Origin of the sequence: Pseudomonas hygromyciniae (genome assembly GCF_016925675.1) — a bacterium.
GTDB classification, from domain to species: Bacteria; Pseudomonadota; Gammaproteobacteria; order Pseudomonadales; family Pseudomonadaceae; genus Aquipseudomonas; species Aquipseudomonas hygromyciniae.
Map to the genome: position 1 here is coordinate 3,080,845 of NZ_CP070506.1, position 18,087 is coordinate 3,098,931.

Sequence of the window (18,087 nt, forward strand, 5' to 3'; positions counted from 1 at the left end):
TCCCGGCAATACCGATTCAGTGACGCCCCAAACTATCCAAGCCCTTTATAAGGGGCACAAGGATGTCCAGGCTTTTCCTGCGCCCTCAAACCGAGTAATACCCAACGCTGGATAGTACCGAGAGAGGCACTATTGCAGGCGCAAGCACAGATATGATTAGAGAGAAACTCGACTTCACTGATTAAACAAAACGCCTGTTTCAAACTTTGATTATTTCACCCTTATCATTATTTCCCTTCAATGGTAGTTACTACTCATGAAAGTCGAATCATTGCGTACGCCCGTAACTTCCCCTATTGCAAATACCACCGACTCTGCGTTTGAAAATACCGCTCCTGGGTTAATACGTGTCAAACGTACGAATCAGGCAATAACCCAAGAGAACAAAAAACTTGCCACCGAACTCATCAGGTCGGGCGACGCGACGCTCGCTTACCAACTCAATGCTGCATTAATGGAACAAATCCTCGCTAGCCCCGCCGACGGGGAAGCAAAGCCAGCTGGCAAAACGGTGTCGAATATTCCACCCTTATCCACATTCGGTATGGCCTGGAGTCAGCTTACCCAAGCCATTCAAAGCGAGCCATTTGCGACTTTCGCCAGGGTACACAAGATCGAGCCAGGCACCCTACGGCTGAACACTCGCGATGGATGGACGCTTGATTGTATTGCAGACGGAAAACCTGCCTCTTTTTCGCAATACACGCCTGGCTGGTGGAAGGCTACCGCAGCAGTGACAGAGGCCGCTCGGGCGCTTACCCCGACACTCAAGCTGGACGTTGAATACACCGGCGCAACTAGTGCGCCCGCAGAGGTGATTGGTGATTTCTATGCCGCACGCAACAACGGCACGCAAGCCGATAAGCTTTATCTAATCGCCCTGCAGAACCAGCATGGCTCGTTCGACGCTCTGCGCGAACCGGACTCCACAGCGCCTGCGTTCAACCGTCCCACACATTTGCCGGTCCGCCAGCAGCAAGAAAAGGCAATAGAGGCGTTATCTGCAAAAGTTGCAGCCGATCCACAACGGTTTTCACTCGCCGCCCCCAATCCAAAGTCGTCAGTTGAGGAAGCCGACTTGGCGTTAGCACGGTTGTACGGGAGAGCCGCACTTAGCCTCAGACCGGAAATGGGGCACCTGGGTAATGCACCGCGCGCGACTTTGTCGGTGTCTGAAATACCTGAACACTCAACACTTGGGCAAACCCTGCGCAACTCAACGCAGCCGCGTGGTAAAGACACCCGACTGACACTCGACTGGATCGGTAGGTTCTATGGCGAACCGGCCAGCGATGGCACATTGGAAGGCGCGCTCAAACATACCTCATCACTCACACGCCAAGGCTTTCACGCGTTGAGCAAAGCCGATCCGCCAACTGATAAACGCTCCGTTGCGGTCCGACGACGGCAAGATGCCGCTATCCAACGGCTCGCCAACCCCGTCTTACCCACTGACAAACCAGCCCAGGCCATTAATCCTATGGCCGATCTCGCACGCAGCCAGTTTAGCCGTGAGCCTACGTTGCATTCGGTGACCTCCCAATTGGTCAGCGACAGGATAAAAGCGATAGCTCCTGGACTGGATGTCGACGCCAACCAGATCGCCATTGCCACACCCGACCCGCAACATCCAGGGCAGTTCAAGAAAACGCAACTGATGACACTGGTCATGGACTACCTGGCTGGCGGCCCTGCACCCGACTTCACCAATGGCCATCGAGCGTTTGATACCCGCCCGAACCTGCTGGAGCATACAGGCAACGATACTGGCGTCCCACTGAGCCTGGATTTACCGGCACTCAGCGCGGCACTGCGCGCACTGCCAACCCAACTGAACGAGGCGTTAACCGTCGATTCACAAGCCTATTGGAATAAACCGGCCTTCAGTACCCCAACTGCTAATGGCACCGCCTTTCCCGGCAGCCACCGTGACTTGATTAGCAGCATATTGCGTAGCAACCTGCAGCAAGCTGGCCTGAAGCAACCTGGCCTGGATGATGAACAACGTAAAACCGTGGCCATGGTCACGATGCGTCCGAACGGTTCGACGCGCGCCCTCCCCCTTGACCCCACAAACTCTGGCGCCGACGTCTATGCCGCCCCTGGCCCCATACCGAACATACTGATTCATCGCTACTTGTCGCAACCCCACCGCGAGATACTCCTGTTAGTGGAACCCAGCGGAAAAATCACCGCTTATAACGCCTGGGACGACCTACCGTACGCAAGACGGAACCTGACAATTCAAAACGGCAATACCTTCGATGCGCAGGCCGACGCTCTTATCAAACAGCATCAAGGGAACAGCTTGTCCGCCGCCCCACCGCTATATGACGACAAATCTAAAACCAAGCTGCCCGATTGGATGAGTAAAGCCGGCGACGCACAACGTTTTGTGTTCCATGAACTCAGCCTCGAGTTAGCTAACTTCCTGCTATTGAACAAGGGACAAACGTACAACAGCGATATCAAGGACATCCGCACCTTCGCAGAGGAGAAGTTCGACAGGTTGCCTAAAAAAAACAAATTAACCCGGTATGCCGCCAATCAACTGGAGGTGGTCTTCAAAGTGCCCTATGGCGCACCAATGACCGCAGGCTTTATCGATCGCCAGTCAATGAGCCTGACCGACATGATGCTGAAGAACTTGTCGGGGCTGCCGAATGGCCAGATAGAAGTATTCGCCAAGACAGGGCTCAAGGAAAATGGAGTCGACATAAAAGTCAGGGTTCCCCAGCTGGAAAAAGAGGGAGTGCTCAAACAAATGATCGACGATCTTGATATCGGCAAAACCTATCCTGCTTTGCTGAAACAAAAGTTGCTCGACGAGCCCGTCAAAACCGCAGAGCGTCAAGCGCTTTTCGCACAGCAAGTGCCGATCGAACTGCAGATGAAAGCACTGGAGTTGAGCATAAAGGGAACAGCCGGGGTTACCACTACAGGTTTTCGTTTCATCCAGGAAATACTCAACCCGGGGCCCGCCCCAAGGATGGTTGACGGCAAGGAAATCGTGATCCGTCCGCTGGCTTTTGATAACACGGCCAATGGGAAAATCGATGTGGTCGAGGGTGCCTACCTGATCGAACCCAAGGACAGTGCCACCGGCCCCCATATCTTATATCGGCCGTTGATTGCCGATGCACCACTTATGCAGTTCCCTTCTCGCCAGGCGTTGCTGGAAGCCATACAAAAGAGAGGCAAACTGCAAACCGACACCCTCGCGTGGCTACCTGACGAAAGCACGCGACAGCTTTACCGCGGCAACGGTTTCACACACCCCAACGTAGTGCTGTTCGGTTACAACCTTGGATCTACGAGCCTGAATACAACCATTCCCCTCGCGGTGGATGATCGTCTGCAGCAAGCGCTGCACGACGGTAAATTGATTGAATACCTGTACACGGCTAACGCTCAGAACTTGATAACACTGGCTAAACAACAATCGACATCCGATGCAGAAAGCCGCTGGGCGTCCCTGAAAGAGGGTGGGTTTCTATTACTCAATGCTCTACTGCCAGCGATGCGTGGCCCCGGTGCCACACTGGGTGTGCTGCTACAAGCTGACGGTATCCTCAACGACGCACACGTCCTGAGCGCTGATGACGTGAAAAACAAAGAGGCGGCCCTAACTGATCTGCTGGTAAACCTTGCGTCTTTATTGATTCACTTCAAAGTACGCTCATCGAGCGAGCGTGCCCTCGGCGGCTCGACTCGAGCGCCACATAGCACAAGCATGTTAATTGATGAAGTGGCAACTACTGCAGCACCGGCAAAAAACCGCATTGTCTTGGGAGGACCGGTGGATATCAAACCGCTGCCTGGTGATATTCAAGTCTTCGTGGATACTTACAAAGGCGAGCAGCGTCTTAACATCATGGGCCACGCCGAGGAGCCAAGTGGGGACGGGGCATCGCGCATTTTAGGAGAAGATAACAAAAGTTACGCAGCTGAAGATATCAACCAGGAATTGCTGGCCCGCGGCATAGACATTCGAAACTACAGCGAGGTACGGCTGTTATCCTGTTATTCCAGCAGTGGCGGTGATCAATCACTTGCCGCGCAGCTTCAGACGCTCACGGGCGTGCGCGTCAAAGGCTTCCGTAAGGAGATTATCGTAGATTACAAAGGTGTTGACGGTGAAGACCCGTTTTTGATCTACGAAGATGCATCGAAACGCTATCACCAACAATATCCAGCCCTCAGTGACAGTGATATTCATCTCTTGGCCGAAAAAGAACTGAACCGCAAGCTTGCGGGGCGTGACCTCGACTTCAACATCAACAAAGATAACGGCACGGAAATTGAAATTAATATAGGCAGCGATGAAAAGCCTGTGCTTTATAGAACACGGGTCGATTATCAGCCTCGTACCTTTGGAAATCCGAAAACCAAAACGGCACCGGTGAAACCGATAGAAGTGCTGATGGGCTACTCTCACACCATCGAAAATTCAACCTCGGTACTATCGACCCGTAGTCTGACAGACTGCTCCGCCCTTGCCGTGCTGACAGACCTAAAAGATGGGGTTTATCAAAAGCGCACATTAATGCACCTGACCGGCAGCAACCTGGAGTTTGGCCTGTTCGACGCAAACGCCGCCCAGGCAGTGGATGAGTTGGAGAAGTCATTAGCCAAAGGCGGCAAGGTCATATTCGTAGGCGGTGTGGACTCTCAATCATCCGTCGGCATGGGGGTCGTATTGGGGCAGGAGGTCCAAGGTAGAAAACCGCTGTTAGAAATACTTAAGAAGCCGGGCGTGGAGACCATCATCGCCAGCTCACTGGGTGTGGATATCAATCCCGATGGTACTTACAAGCTGATCGAGGGGACCGGTAAGGGCACTTTCACTCAACCCATGATCAAAAACGTGTTCGACTTCGCCGAATAATTCGCCTAACACCGCAGCTGCAGCAGGCAACGGTAACGCCTGCTGCATTTCCAGGTCCCCATCAAGCATCTCTATTGCTGCGCAATAGAGTGCAAAAAAGTATCAGTTCAAGTGCGCTCAAGGATTTGTCACCACGCCTTTAGAAGGCTGTAATCAACGCACACTCTTCCTGCAGCCATGGAAGACACAACAACAATAACTGTCCTTCTGTAGCCCTTGGGCGCAGAAACGGAGTGCGCGATGACTTTCCCAGCAAAAGCACTGCTTGCCTGTACCTGCATGACCCTCAGCGCCGCCAGCCTGGGCGCACAGACCCTGACCATTGCCACCGTCAACAACAGCGACATGATCCGCATGCAAAAGCTGTCGAAAACCTTCGAAGCCGAGCATCCGCAGATCAAGTTGAACTGGGTGGTACTGGAAGAAAACGTCCTGCGTCAACGCCTGACCACCGATATCGCCACCCAGGGCGGGCAGTTCGATGTGCTGACCATCGGCATGTACGAAGCCGCACTCTGGGGCGCCAAGGGCTGGCTGGAACCGATGAAGGATCTGCCGGCGTCCTACGACCTGGACGATGTGTTCCCTTCCGTGCGCGACGGCCTTTCCGTCAAGGGCACGCTGTACGCCCTACCGTTTTATGCAGAAAGCTCCATCACTTACTACCGTACCGACCTGTTCAAGCAGGCCGGGTTGACCATGCCTGAGCATCCGACCTGGGTGCAGATTGGCGAGTTTGCCGAAAAACTCACCGACAAGAGCAAGGAGCAATACGGCCTGTGCCTGCGCGGCAAGGCCGGCTGGGGCGAGAACATGGCACTGATCGGCACCCTGGCCAACGGTTATGGCGCACGCTGGTTCGATGAAAAGTGGCAACCGCAATTCAACGGGCCCGAATGGAAGGATGCACTGAACTTCTACGTCGACAACATGAAGAAATCCGGCCCACCGGGTGCGTCTAGCAATGGTTTCAATGAAAATCTCGCGCTGTTCAACAGCGGCAAGTGCGCGATCTGGGTAGATGCCAGCGTCGCCGGCTCGTTTGTTACCGACAAGACCCAGAGCAAGGTCGCCGAGCACGTCGGCTTCACCTTTGCCCCTCAGCAGGTCACCGACAAGGGCACCTCGTGGCTGTATTCCTGGTCCCTGGCGATCCCGACCAGCTCCAAGGCCAAGGACGCGGCCAAGCTCTTCAGTGCCTGGGCCACTTCCAAGGAGTACGGCGCGCTGGTGGCCAAGACCGACGGTATCGCCAACGTGCCGCCGGGCACTCGCGCCTCGACCTACAGCGAGGAGTACATGCAGGCCGCGCCCTTTGCCAAGGTCACGCTGGAGTCGTTGAAGGTCGCGGATCCGACCAAGCCAACCCTCAAGCCGGTACCGTATATCGGTATCCAGTTGGTGACCATTCCTGAGTTCCAGGCGATTGGCACCCAGGTGGGCAAGTTCTTTTCCGGCGCCCTGACCGGCCAGCAGACAGTGGACCAGGCCCTGGCGGCCGCGCAAACCACCACCGAGCGGGAAATGAAGCGCGCCGGCTATCCCAAATAACCCAGCCTCACCCCCGTAAATGTAGGAGCTGGCTTGCCAGCGATAGCGGTCGATCAGTCAACTTTCATCCACTGACAGGCCGCTATCGCAGGCAAGCCAGCTCCCACATTGACTGCATTTCAAGGCGGGTTCTGTCTGCCTCCATTGGGTTTTGATTGCCATGAATACGTCTAAAAGCCGCCTGCTCAACCCCGGCTGGTTCCTCGTCAGCCCCTCGGTGGCCCTGTTGCTGCTGTGGATGATCGTGCCCCTGGGCATGACCCTGTACTTTTCGCTGATCCGCTACAACCTGCTTTACCCCGGCGAAAACCAATTCGTGGGCCTGGAGAACTTCACCTACTTCATCACCGATTCCGGCTTCCTGCCCGGCGCCACCAACACCCTGTTGCTGGTGGGCAGCGTGCTGCTGATCAGTGTGGTACTGGGCGTCTTGATCAGCGCCTTGCTGGAGGCCAGCGAGTTTTTCGGTCGCGGGTTGGTAAGGGTGTTGCTGATCTCGCCGTTCTTCATCATGCCCACCGTGGGTGCGCTGATCTGGAAGAACCTGATTTTCCACCCGGTGTCCGGCGTGCTGGCGGCGGTGTGGAAGCTGTTTGGCGCGCAGCCGGTGGATTGGCTGGCGCACTACCCGCTGCTGTCGATCATCATCATTGTGTCCTGGCAATGGCTGCCCTTCGCCATCCTGATCCTGATGACCGCCATGCAGTCCCTGGACCAGGAACAGAAAGAGGCCGCGCGCCTGGACGGTGCCGGCCCGATTGCGATCTTCTGGCACCTGACCCTGCCGCACCTGGCCCGGCCCATCGCCGTGGTGGTGATGATCGAGACGATTTTCCTGCTCTCGGTGTTCGCCGAAATCTTCACCACCACCAACGGCGGCCCCGGCTACGCCTCGACCAACCTCGCCTACCTGATCTACAACCAGGCGCTGGTGCAGTTCGACGTGGGCATGGCTTCGGCCGGCGGCTTGATTGCCGTGGTCATTGCCAACATCGCGGCGATCATCCTGGTACGGATGCTCGGCAAAAACCTGACTGACAAACCTTGAGGGCCGCGCCATGACGCTTCAACAATCCCGCCGCCTGCAAAGCCTGTTGCTCGGCACCCTGGCCTGGGCCATCGCGATCGTGATTTTCTTCCCGATCTTCTGGATGGTACTTACCAGTTTCAAGACCGAAATCGACGCGTTTGCCACGCCGCCGCAGTTCATTTTCACGCCAACCCTTGAGAACTACCTGCACATCAACGAGCGCAGTAACTACTTCAGCTTCGCCTGGAACTCGGTGGTGATTTCCTTCAGCGCTACCGCCTTGTGCCTGCTGATTGCAGTGCCGGCGGCCTACTCCATGGCGTTCTACGAAACCCAGCGTACCAAGGGCACGCTGCTGTGGATGCTGTCGACCAAGATGCTGCCCCCAGTGGGTGTGCTGATGCCGATCTACCTGCTGGCCAAGAGCATGGGGCTGCTGGATACGCGCATCGCGCTGATCATCATCTACACCCTGATCAACCTGCCGATTGTGGTGTGGATGGTTTACACCTACTTCAAGGACATTCCCAAGGACATCCTCGAAGCCGCACGCCTGGATGGCGCCACCCTGTGGCAGGAAATGGTGCGGGTGCTGCTGCCCATCGCCAAGGGCGGCCTGGCTTCCACGGTGTTGCTGTCGCTGATCCTGTGCTGGAACGAAGCGTTCTGGTCGCTGAACCTGACCTCGTCGAACGCCGCGCCCTTGACCGCGCTGATCGCCTCCTACTCCAGCCCCGAAGGTTTGTTCTGGGCCAAATTGTCCGCCGTCTCGACCCTGGCCTGCGCGCCGATCCTGATCTTCGGCTGGATCAGCCAGAAGCAGTTGGTGCGCGGTTTGTCCTTTGGCGCAGTGAAATAACGACCCCTTATAAAAGGAGGCCCATCATGGCCAACCTGAAAATCAAGAATCTGCAAAAAGGCTTCGAAGGTTTCTCCATCATCAAGGGCATCGACCTGCAAGTGAACGACAAGGAGTTCGTGGTCTTTGTCGGGCCTTCGGGCTGTGGCAAGTCCACGCTGCTGCGCCTGATTGCCGGCCTTGAGGAAGTCAGCGAAGGCACCATCGAACTCGATGGCCGCGATATCACCGAGGTGACCCCGGCCAAGCGCGACTTGGCCATGGTGTTCCAGACCTACGCCCTGTACCCGCATATGAGCGTGCGCAAGAACATGTCGTTTGCCCTGGATTTGGCGGGCGTGGACAGGCAGATCGTCGACAGCAAAGTCAGTGAGGCCGCACGTATCCTGGAGTTGGGCCCGCTGCTGGAGCGCAAGCCCAAGCAGTTGTCTGGCGGGCAGCGCCAGCGGGTGGCCATTGGCCGGGCGATCGTGCGCAACCCGAAAATCTTCCTGTTCGACGAGCCGCTGTCCAACCTCGACGCCGCCCTACGCGTGCAAATGCGCCTGGAACTGGCGCGCCTGCATAAAGAACTGCAAGCGACGATGATCTACGTAACCCACGACCAGGTCGAAGCCATGACCCTGGCCGACAAGGTGGTGGTGCTCAACAGTGGGCGCATCGAACAAGTCGGCTCGCCACTGGAGCTGTATCACCAACCAGCCAACCTGTTTGTCGCGGGCTTTTTGGGCACGCCGAAAATGGGCTTTCTCAAGGGCAAGGTCACCGGGGTCGAAGGCCAAGGCTGCGAAGTACAACTGGATGCCGGCACCTTGATCAGCCTGCCGTTGCACAGTGCCAGCTTGAGCGTGGGCAGTGCCGTGACCCTGGGCATTCGCCCCGAGCACCTGGAACTGGCCGCACCGGGCGATACCACCCTCACCGTCACCGCCGACGTTGGCGAGCGCCTGGGCAGCGACACGTTCTGCCATGTGCTCACCGCCAGTGGCGAGCCGCTGACCATGCGGATCCGTGGCGACATGGCCAGCCAGTATGGCGAGACCCTGCAATTGCACCTGGACCCGGCGCACTGCCATCTGTTCGACACCGACGGTGTTGCGGTGGCCCGCCCACTGCGCGCTGCCGCCTGATTTCGCGAGAGCTTTTGATGAAACTCAATAAACACAACCTCAACGTGTTGGCACCTGAAGTGCGCCTGCCGACCTACGCCCTCGCCGACACGCGCCAGGGCATCGCCCATATCGGCGTCGGCGGTTTCCACCGCGCACACCAGGCCTATTACACCGACGCCCTGATGAACACCGGTGTCGGCCTGGACTGGAGCATCTGCGGCATTGGCCTGCGCGCCGAAGACCGCAAGGCGCGGGATGACCTGGCCGGCCAGGACTATCTGTTCACCCTGTATGAACTGGGCGACACCGACGACACCGAAGTGCGAGTGATCGGCGCCATCAGCGACATGCTCCTGGCGCAGGACAGCGCCCAGGCCGTGATCGACAAACTGGCCAGCCCTGAAATCCGCATCGTGTCGCTGACCATTACCGAGGGCGGCTACTGCATCGACGACAGCAACGGTGAGTTCATGGCCCACCTGCCGCAGATCCAGCATGACCTGGCTCACCCTACCGCGCCGCAGACGGTATTCGGTTTTATCTGCGCAGCCCTGAGCCAGCGCCGTGCTGCAGGTGTGCGGGCTTTTACCGTGATGTCCTGCGATAACCTGCCGCACAACGGTGCTGTGACCCGCAAGGCGCTGCTGGCGTTCGCCGCGTTGCGCGATGCCGATCTGCATGACTGGATTCAGGCCAACGTGAGTTTCCCCAATGCCATGGTCGACCGCATCACGCCCATGACCAGTACCGCCCACCGCCTGCAACTGCATGATGAACACGGCATCGATGATGCCTGGCCGGTGGTGTGCGAACCCTTTGTGCAATGGGTACTGGAAGACAAGTTTGTCAACGGCCGGCCAGCCTGGGAGCAGGTGGGTGTGCAGTTCACCGACGACGTCACACCTTATGAGGAAATGAAGATCGGCTTGCTCAACGGCAGTCACCTGGCCCTGACCTACCTGGGGTTTCTCAAGGGTTACCGGTTTGTCCACGAGACCATGAACGACCCGCTGTTTGTCGCGTATATGCGCGCCTATATGGACCTGGACGTGACCCCCAACCTGGCGCCGGTGCCGGGCATCGATCTGGACCAGTACAAGCAGACCTTGGTGGAGCGCTTCTCCAATCAAGCGATTGCCGATCAACTGGAGCGGGTCTGTTCCGATGGTTCGTCGAAGTTTCCCAAGTTCACCGTACCGACCATCAACCGCCTGATTGCCGAGGGTCGCGACACCGAGCGAGCAGCGCTGGTGGTGGCGGCCTGGGCCTTGTACCTGCAAGGTGTGGACGAGAACGGCGTGCGCTACCGCATCCCCGACCCGCGCGCCGACTTCTGCCGGGCACTGGTGGTGGATGACGCTTGCGTCAGTCAGCGGCTGTTGAGTGTGGAAGAGATTTTTGGCCAGGCGATTCCCAACTCACCTGAGTTTGTGGCAGCGTTTGAGCGGTGTTTTGCCAGTTTGCGTGACAAAGGTGTCGCAGAGACCCTGAAGCAGCTGCTCGCCAACCTTCACTGACACAACTTGAGCAAAATAATGTGGGAGCGGGCTTGCTCGCGAAAGCAGTGGGTCAGTTGATAGATGTTTGGCTGATACGCCGCTTTCGCGAGCAAGCCCGCTCCCACATTTTGACCGCGTTCCATTGAGCGATAACTATGACCCGGCAATCTCTATTCCTCGGCATCGACTGCGGCACCCAAGGCACCAAGGCCATCGTCCTCGACGCCGCCAGCGGTAAGGTGCTGGGCCTGGGCGCGGCTGCCCACACCCCTGATCAGCGGCGCCAATGGCCGGCGCGAGCAGCACACTCAGGAGTGGCTGGACGCCTTTACCGAGGCCACCCACCGCGCCTTGCAACAAGCAGGCGTGGACGGCCAGGACATCCTCGGCATCGGGGTTTCCGGCCAGCAACACGGCCTGGTGCTGCTCGACGAGCACGGCCAGGTACTGCGCCCGGCCAAGCTGTGGTGTGACACCGAAACCAGCGCCGAAAACGCCCGTTTACTCGAGCACCTGGGCGGTGAAAGCGGCTCCCTGGAGCGGCTGGGCGTCGCGATTGCTCCGGGCTATACCGTGTCCAAGTTGTTATGGACACTGGAACAACACCCGGATGTTTTTGCGCGCATCGCCCACATCCTGCTGCCCCACGATTACCTCAACTTTTGGCTCACTGGCCGCGCCTGCGCCGAGTACGGCGACGCCTCGGGCACCGGCTATTTCAATGTGCGCACCCGCCAATGGGACCTTGGGTTACTGCGTCACATCGATGCCGGCGGGCGCCTGGAGGCGGCTTTGCCAGCGCTGATCGAGGCCGACCAGCCCGTGGGCAGCATTCTGCCGGCCATCGCCGAACGCCTGGGGATCAACCCTGGGGCCATTGTGTCCAGTGGCGGCGGCGACAATATGATGGGGGCGATTGGCACCGGCAACATCGTGCCGGGGGTGTTTACCATGAGCCTTGGTTCGTCGGGCACCGTGTATGCGTTTGCCGATCAACCGACGGTCAGCGCCGAGGCTGCAGTGGCGACGTTCTGTTCCTCCAGCGGTGGCTGGCTGCCGCTGATCTGCACCATGAACCTGACCAATGCCACCGGGGTCATCCGCGAATTGTTCGAGCTGGACCTGGTAGCGTTCAATGCCCTGGTGGCCCAGGCCCCGATTGGCGCCGAGGGCGTCAGCATGCTGCCGTTCCTCAATGGCGAGCGCGTGCCCGCCCTGCCCCACGCCACCGGCAGCCTGCATGGCTTGACCATGACCAACCTGACCCGTGGCAACCTGTGCCGCGCAGTGGTCGAAGGCACCACCTTTGGCTTGCGCCAAGGCCTGGACCTGTTGCGCCAGACTGGCCTGCAAAGTCACAGCATCCGCCTGACCGGCGGCGGTTCGAAAAGCCCGGTGTGGCGGCAGATGATCGCCGATATCATGGACACCGAAGTGGTGTGTACCGAACAAAGCGAAGCGGCGGCCCTGGGCGCGGCAATCCAGGCCGCGTGGTGTCAGTCTGGCGAAAGCCTGCAGGCGCTGTGTGCACGCTGCGTCAGCGTCGACCCGGCCAGCCGCACTCAACCCGTCGCCGCCAGCGTCAGGGCTTATCAGCAGGCCTATGAGCGCTATCAACAGCTTGTGGCAACCCTTTAAGAGCGAATAACTATGTATCTAGTGTGTGGCGAAGCGCTGTTTGATTTTTTCAGCCAAGAGGATGCCAGCGCACCGGCGTCCCACGTCAATTTCAAGGCGATTGCCGGCGGTTCGCCGTTCAATGTCGCCGTGGGCCTGCGCCGCCTGGGGATCGAAGCCGGGTTGTTCGCCGGGCTGTCCAGCGATTACCTGGGCCAGCGCCTGCGCCAGGTTCTCAAGGATGAAGGGGTACGCGACGATTACTTGGTCGAGTTTGCCGCGCCGACCACCCTGGCAATGGTTGCCCTGGGGGCCAACGGTTCCCCGAAGTACAGCTTTCGCGGCGCAGGCTGTGCCGATCGGCAGTTGCAGATCGAACATCTGCCGGTGCTCGATGGGCGCGTACGCGGTCTGCATTTTGGTTCGTTTTCCCTGGTGGTGCAGCCGGTCGCTGACAGCCTGTTGGCCCTGATCCGCCGGGAAAGCGGCAAGCGCTTGATCAGCCTTGATCCTAATGTGCGCCTGAACCCCGAGCCGAATATCGAGCTGTGGCGCCAGCGGGTGGCTGAACTGGTGCGCTACGCCGACCTGATCAAGGTCAGCGATGAAGACTTGCACCTGCTTTACCCCGGCCAGGCGCCGGAAAGCGTGTTGCAGGGTTGGCTACAGCACCGCTGCCAGTTGATTTTCCTGACCCGTGGCGGCGATGGTGCGAGCGTGTTCAGTCGCCAGCACGGCACATGGTCGGCACCGGCGGTCAAGGTGGTGATGGCCGATACGGTGGGTGCTGGCGACACCTTCCAGGCGGCCTTGATCGCCTGGCTCACCGAGCAGCAGCTGGATTCGGTGGAAGGTGTGCAGGGCTTGGGCCGGGAGCAGATTGACGGCATGCTCAAGTTCGCCATTCGCGCCGCCGCGCTGACCTGCGGCAAGACCGGGCCAGACCTGCCCTATCGTCATCAATTAAACGAGTAAACCCCGCGCAATTTCACTTCGTCGTCACTCGCACGCCTCGGGCCACCCAGGCGCCGAGGATGCCGCCGATCAGGGGCGCCAGCCAGAACAACCAGAGCTGCATCAGGTACTCGGTACCGGCAAACAGCGCCGTCCCGGTACTGCGCGCCGGGTTGACCGAGGTGTTGGTGACGGGCATCGACACCAGGTGAATCAGGGTCAGCGTCAGGCCCACGGCGATCGACGCAAACCCTGGCGCGGCACCTGGCGCGGTCACTCGCATGACGATAAACACCAGGAAGAACGTCCCCACGCTCTCTACCACCATGGCGGCCAGCAGGCTGTACTGCCCCGGACTCAGCGCACCGTAGCCATTGGCGGCAAACTCGCCGAGTGCAAAGCCCGGCCGACCGCTGGCGACCAGCGCGAGGATCGCCGCCGCGACTGTTGCCCCAGCGACCTGAGCAATGAGGTAGGGCAGAACATCCATTCCCGGCAGTCGTCCTCCAACCCACAGGCCGACCGTGATCGCCGGGTTGAAATGTGCGCCACTGATGCTGCCCACCGCGTAGGACATGGTCAGCACACTCAGGCCAAACGCCAGGGCCACCCCGGCAAACCCAATGCCCAGGCCGGGAAATGCGGCCGACAGAATGGCGCTGCCACAGCCGCCGAAGGTCAGCCAGAAAGTGCCGAGAAACTCTGCTGCGATTTTTTGTTGCACGCCCTACCTCAGCCACTGGCGACAGATGTGGCTGGACAGTAGCAGCGCAAGCGGGCGGCGCCGTATCGGATTTGTCTGAGGCTTGCCACACGCCCCCCATCCCCCCACGCGCAGCGCACTGGTTTCAGGGTTTACCGTCGGTTGCCTGGGGTTGGCGGTGCTGGGGATCGGCGAATGGCTCAATGGCCATGCCGGCCCAGGGATTTTGCTGGCCGTGGGCACAGAGTTGCTGCTGGGCCTGGGGTTTATCCAGGCCCGCAATCCTGCCGTAAGCTGATCAGTACAACCTCGCCCCCGCTCTGCGCGGAGCCGGGGCATGGGCATGCTTGAGATCCTCACGCAGCTCGGTGATCAGGTTGCAGATGGCTCGGCTGCTGTTGAGTTCGTGGGCCTGGATGCCGGTGAAGGTGACATCCGTACCGTCGTCATCGTAGATTTTGATGGTCAACGACGCATCCTGTGCCTTGATGCATTCACAACGTCTGGGCAGGAAGCTGCCTTCAATAAGGCCGCGTAATTCCAATTCAGAAAGCATGGCTAAACCTCTCCTTTTTTGAGACCGCCAATGAATTTTTATAGATATCAATAGTCTGACCGCCGCGTCAGGACGGTTGACTTCACGCCTTGCCAACCCTGGCAGGCGCTTTCAACTGCAAAGCCTACTCCTTGTGTCTGTCGGCGTAGGATCCTTTCCTCATAAGCACCAGCAACCCTTATATAAGTTGCTGCCGGTTTGCACTGCCGGACGTTGGCGTGCATCGTGGCAGCCGCTGTTTTATTACCCCCTAAGATAAGGAAGTCCCATGACCTCTTCTGCTCTCAACCTCCTTTCGGTACTGGCCATGAGCGTGCTGGCCGCCCAGGCCAATGCCGCCAAACTTGAAGATATCGCGCCCTACCCCAAGGCCGACGCCGGGCATGTTCGCCAGGTCATCCACTTGCCGGCAAAGCCCCAGGAACAGGACTTCAAGGTCGAAATCCTCGCCGGCAAAACCTTGCTGGTGGACTGCAACCAGCAGCGCCTGGGCGGTGTTCTGGAAGAGAAAAACCTCGAAGGCTGGGGCTACCCGTTTTACCGGCTGGAGAAGGTCAGCGGCCCCATGAGCACGATGATGGCCTGCCCCGATGGCAAGACCCGCGAGGACTTTGTGCCGGTGGTCGGCGACGGTTTTGTGCTGCGCTACAACAGCAAGTTGCCCATCGTTGTATATGTTCCAAAAGATGTCGAAGTGCGTTACCGCATCTGGTCGGCATCGACCACGGTCGAGAAGGCCAGCGAGCAGTAACGCCTTCTGTGGCGAGCGGGCTTGTCGGAACGCCGCATCGCCCGCGCTGGGCGGCGAAGCAGCCCCCCTCAGCCGAATGCGCTGTATCAGATTCTCCGTAGCGCCTGGTTTGGGGCTGCTTCGCAGCCCAGCGCGGGCGATGCGGCGTTCCGACAAGCCCGCTCGCCACAAGGGGGGGCGTCAGGCTTGTGCCGCCACCCGCTCAGCCACGTGGCGCAAACTATCGAAGTTGATATTGGCCCCGGAGTTGATCGCCACCAACGTCTGCCCCAGCACCCCGTTGCGTTGCACATAGCGGCGGATTCCGGCAACCGCCAGGGCGCCTGAGGGTTCGGTGATGGAACGGGTATCGTCGTAGATCAGCTTGATCGCGCTGCACAGTTCATCGTTGCTGACGGTGATGACTTCATCGACATGCTGGCGGCAGATTTCAAAGCCGTAGGCGCCGATCTGTGCCACGGCGGTACCATCGGCAAAGCTGTCCACGCTGGGCAATATCACCCGCTCGCCTGCACGCAAGGCCGCCAGCAGGCAGCTGGAGCCTTCAGGCTCCACGCCAATGACCCGCACCTCGGGGCGCAGATACTTGATGTATGCCGCGATGCCGGCGATCAACCCGCCTCCACCCACCGGTACGAAGATCGCGTCCAGTGCGCCTTGTTGCTGGCGCAGGATTTCCATGGCGACGGTGCCCTGTCCCGCAATGACGTCGGGATCATCGAAGGGCGACACAAAGGTAGCGCCCGACTGTTCGGCCAACTGCAATGCATGGGCCAGGGCGAACGGGAAACTGGCCCCGTGCAGCACGGCGTCGGCACCCCTGGAGCGCACGCCCAATACTTTCAATTCGGGGGTGCTGCTGGGCATCACAATCGTCGCCTTGATCCCCAGTTCACGCGCCGCCAGGGCTACGCCCTGGGCATGGTTGCCAGCAGACGCAGTGACCACCCCGCAGGCCTTTTGCTCATCGCTAAGCTGCACCAGCTTGTTATAGGCACCGCGGATCTTGAAGGAAAACGTCGGCTGCAGGTCTTCGCGCTTGAGCAGGATCTGATTGCCCAGCAACGCCGATAACGCCGGGGCCGGCTGCAACGGTGTGCGTACCGCCAGGTCGTAGACCGGCGCGGCGAGGATTTTCTTTACGTAATGCTCAAGCAAGCCATCGTCGAGCGTGGACTGCGGCAGTGGGCTACTCATGGGTGTCTCCTGGCGTTTGACAGAGCCCTGGAGACGGAAAAACAAAACCCGCCTCTAGGGCGGGTTTGGGTACAGCCGAACGCTATCCCGCCATATGAGGAATGGCGGTAATAATGCTTGGCTGGGAACGATAGGTTTGAAATGTCATGCAACGAAACTAACCGTCGGCCTATTACAAGTCAACTGCGGGGTTTACTTGCGATATACGAAACATATACGCTTTGTATATCCACCCTACACAGTGAAGCTCATGGGCATCGTCAAAATTACTGATCACTTGCATGAGCAAATCCGTCTGGCCAGCGCCACCATGGACCGCTCCATCAACGCCCAGGCAGAGTTCTGGATCAAGATCGGCCTGTTGGCCGAGCTCAACCCGCACCTGGCCTACAACGACTTGATCAACAAACTGTTGCTCGACAAACCCGACCTGATCCGGGGGCGCAGCCAATGATCAAAACCCCTACACAGATTGCCGTGATGCGCGAAGCCGGGCGCCTGCTGGGCCAGGTATTCAGCATGCTCGACAACCGGGTCGGCGCCGGCCAGAGCACCCTGGAACTGGATGCGGCGGTCGAGGCGTTTATCCGCAATGACCTGCAAGCACGCCCCGCCAGCCTTGGGCAATACGACTATCCCTTCAGCATCAACACGTCCATCAACGAAGTGGTGTGCCATGGCATGCCCAATGCCAAGGATGTGTTGAAGGATGGCGACATCGTCAATATCGACATCACCCTGGAAAAAGGCGGGTTTATCGCCGACTCCAGCAAGATGTACATGATCGGCGCCGTCGCACCCAAGGCCCGGCGCCTGGTGGAGCAGACCTTCGAAGCGATGTGGGCCGGTATCCGCCAGGTCAAACCCGGCGCCCGCCTGGGGGATATCGGCTATGCGATCCAGAGCCACGCCCAGGCCAACGGCTACAGCGTAGTGCGCGAGTATTGCGGCCATGGGATTGGCCGGGAAATGCACGAAGAGCCGCAAATCCTGCACTTCGGCCGCCCGGGCACAGGCCTGACCCTGCGCGAAGGCATGGTGTTCACCATCGAGCCGATGCTCAACCAGGGCAGCGCCAAGGTGCGCAGCCTCAAGGACGGCTGGACCGTGGTGACCCGCGACAACAACCTGTCGGCCCAGTGGGAACATACGGTGGCCGTCACCGCTGATGGTTTTGAAGTGCTGACCCTGCAAGCGAACGCCTAAACCCCCAGCACCGGCGCAAATGTGGGGGCCTGTCACCCCGCTTTGCCGCCGCCCCTGGCAATCCGCCGGAGCCCCAGCACCATTCCCCGCGCGTGCTCATCAACGGTGTAGCGTTCGCGAAATCACTCACGCTCATCGCTGTCAGGATTGTTGAACAGCAGGAT

General features: G+C 59.1%; 13 protein-coding genes and 2 pseudogenes. 12 read left to right on the forward strand and 3 right to left on the reverse strand.

Translation table 11 applies throughout. From position 1 onward, the window contains the following. The first annotated feature begins 256 nt into the window (after window positions 1-256). The 8 genes and pseudogenes from JTY93_RS13480 to JTY93_RS13515 all read left to right on the forward strand — a co-directional run bounded on the left by JTY93_RS13480 (window position 257) and on the right by JTY93_RS13515 (window position 13,531). A complete protein-coding gene (locus JTY93_RS13480) occupies window positions 257-4,888 on the forward strand; it encodes a dermonecrotic toxin domain-containing protein (protein WP_205477643.1) in 4,632 nt (1,543 codons plus the stop codon). Window positions 4,889-5,128: 240 nt separating this feature from the next. Then, window positions 5,129-6,439 (forward strand): ABC transporter substrate-binding protein, encoded by a 1,311-nt coding sequence (locus JTY93_RS13485; RefSeq protein WP_205477642.1) that lies wholly within the window; start codon window positions 5,129-5,131, stop codon window positions 6,437-6,439. Window positions 6,440-6,599: 160 nt separating this feature from the next. Beyond that, window positions 6,600-7,487 carry a carbohydrate ABC transporter permease gene (locus JTY93_RS13490; protein ID WP_205477641.1) on the forward strand — a complete coding sequence of 296 codons (888 nt, stop codon included), beginning with the start codon at window positions 6,600-6,602 and terminating at the stop codon, window positions 7,485-7,487. A gap of 10 nt (window positions 7,488-7,497) precedes the next feature. Further along, window positions 7,498-8,328: a carbohydrate ABC transporter permease gene (locus tag JTY93_RS13495; RefSeq protein WP_169904489.1), complete on the forward strand. Its 831-nt coding sequence runs from the start codon at window positions 7,498-7,500 to the stop codon at window positions 8,326-8,328. A gap of 26 nt (window positions 8,329-8,354) precedes the next feature. Then, complete coding sequence (locus JTY93_RS13500; RefSeq protein ID WP_205477640.1) at window positions 8,355-9,458, forward strand: ABC transporter ATP-binding protein; 1,104 nt, start codon at window positions 8,355-8,357, stop codon at window positions 9,456-9,458. Between the two features lie 17 nt (window positions 9,459-9,475). After that, window positions 9,476-10,957, forward strand: a complete 1,482-nt coding sequence (locus JTY93_RS13505; RefSeq protein ID WP_205477639.1) for a mannitol dehydrogenase family protein — start codon at window positions 9,476-9,478, stop codon at window positions 10,955-10,957. A gap of 137 nt (window positions 10,958-11,094) precedes the next feature. Beyond that, window positions 11,095-12,577 (forward strand): annotated as a pseudogene (gene xylB, locus JTY93_RS13510) (xylulokinase). 12 nt (window positions 12,578-12,589) lie between these two features. Beyond that, window positions 12,590-13,531 carry a carbohydrate kinase family protein gene (locus tag JTY93_RS13515; RefSeq protein ID WP_205477637.1) on the forward strand — a complete coding sequence of 314 codons (942 nt, stop codon included), beginning with the start codon at window positions 12,590-12,592 and terminating at the stop codon, window positions 13,529-13,531. Between the two features lie 13 nt (window positions 13,532-13,544). On the opposite strand, the gene aqpZ is transcribed toward JTY93_RS13515, so the two are convergent. Continuing rightward, window positions 13,545-14,234 (reverse strand): aquaporin Z, encoded by a 690-nt coding sequence (gene aqpZ / locus JTY93_RS13520; RefSeq protein WP_205477636.1) that lies wholly within the window; start codon window positions 14,232-14,234, stop codon window positions 13,545-13,547. Window positions 14,235-14,325: 91 nt separating this feature from the next. Between aqpZ and JTY93_RS13525 the strand changes: the two are divergent. Beyond that, window positions 14,326-14,511: pseudogene (locus JTY93_RS13525) on the forward strand (hypothetical protein); the annotation flags it as partial. On the opposite strand, the gene JTY93_RS13530 reads toward JTY93_RS13525, so the two are convergent. After that, the gene (locus JTY93_RS13530) at window positions 14,512-14,769 is read right to left on the reverse strand and encodes a DUF1652 domain-containing protein (RefSeq protein WP_029291551.1); all 258 of its coding nucleotides are present in this window, start codon (window positions 14,767-14,769) and stop codon (window positions 14,512-14,514) included. It lies immediately after the preceding pseudogene. Window positions 14,770-15,037: 268 nt separating this feature from the next. Here JTY93_RS13530 and eco point away from each other — a divergent pair, with 268 nt between their 5' ends. Then, on the forward strand, window positions 15,038-15,520 hold the full coding sequence (gene eco / locus JTY93_RS13535; protein ID WP_205477635.1) for a serine protease inhibitor ecotin: 483 nt from the start codon (window positions 15,038-15,040) through the stop codon (window positions 15,518-15,520). 180 nt (window positions 15,521-15,700) lie between these two features. Here the strand turns inward: eco and ilvA are convergent, their stop codons facing one another. Next, window positions 15,701-16,717, reverse strand: a complete 1,017-nt coding sequence (gene ilvA / locus JTY93_RS13540; protein ID WP_205518862.1) for a threonine ammonia-lyase, biosynthetic — start codon at window positions 16,715-16,717, stop codon at window positions 15,701-15,703. A 250-nt stretch (window positions 16,718-16,967) separates the two neighbouring features. On the opposite strand from ilvA, the gene JTY93_RS13545 reads away from it, so the two are divergent. Beyond that, window positions 16,968-17,171 carry a ParD-like family protein gene (locus tag JTY93_RS13545; RefSeq protein ID WP_205480343.1) on the forward strand — a complete coding sequence of 68 codons (204 nt, stop codon included), beginning with the start codon at window positions 16,968-16,970 and terminating at the stop codon, window positions 17,169-17,171. Further along, window positions 17,168-17,923 carry a type I methionyl aminopeptidase gene (gene map, locus JTY93_RS13550; protein ID WP_205480333.1) on the forward strand — a complete coding sequence of 252 codons (756 nt, stop codon included), beginning with the start codon at window positions 17,168-17,170 and terminating at the stop codon, window positions 17,921-17,923. The genes JTY93_RS13545 and map overlap by 4 nt, the downstream gene beginning before the upstream one ends. Window positions 17,924-18,087: the final 164 nt, after the last annotated feature.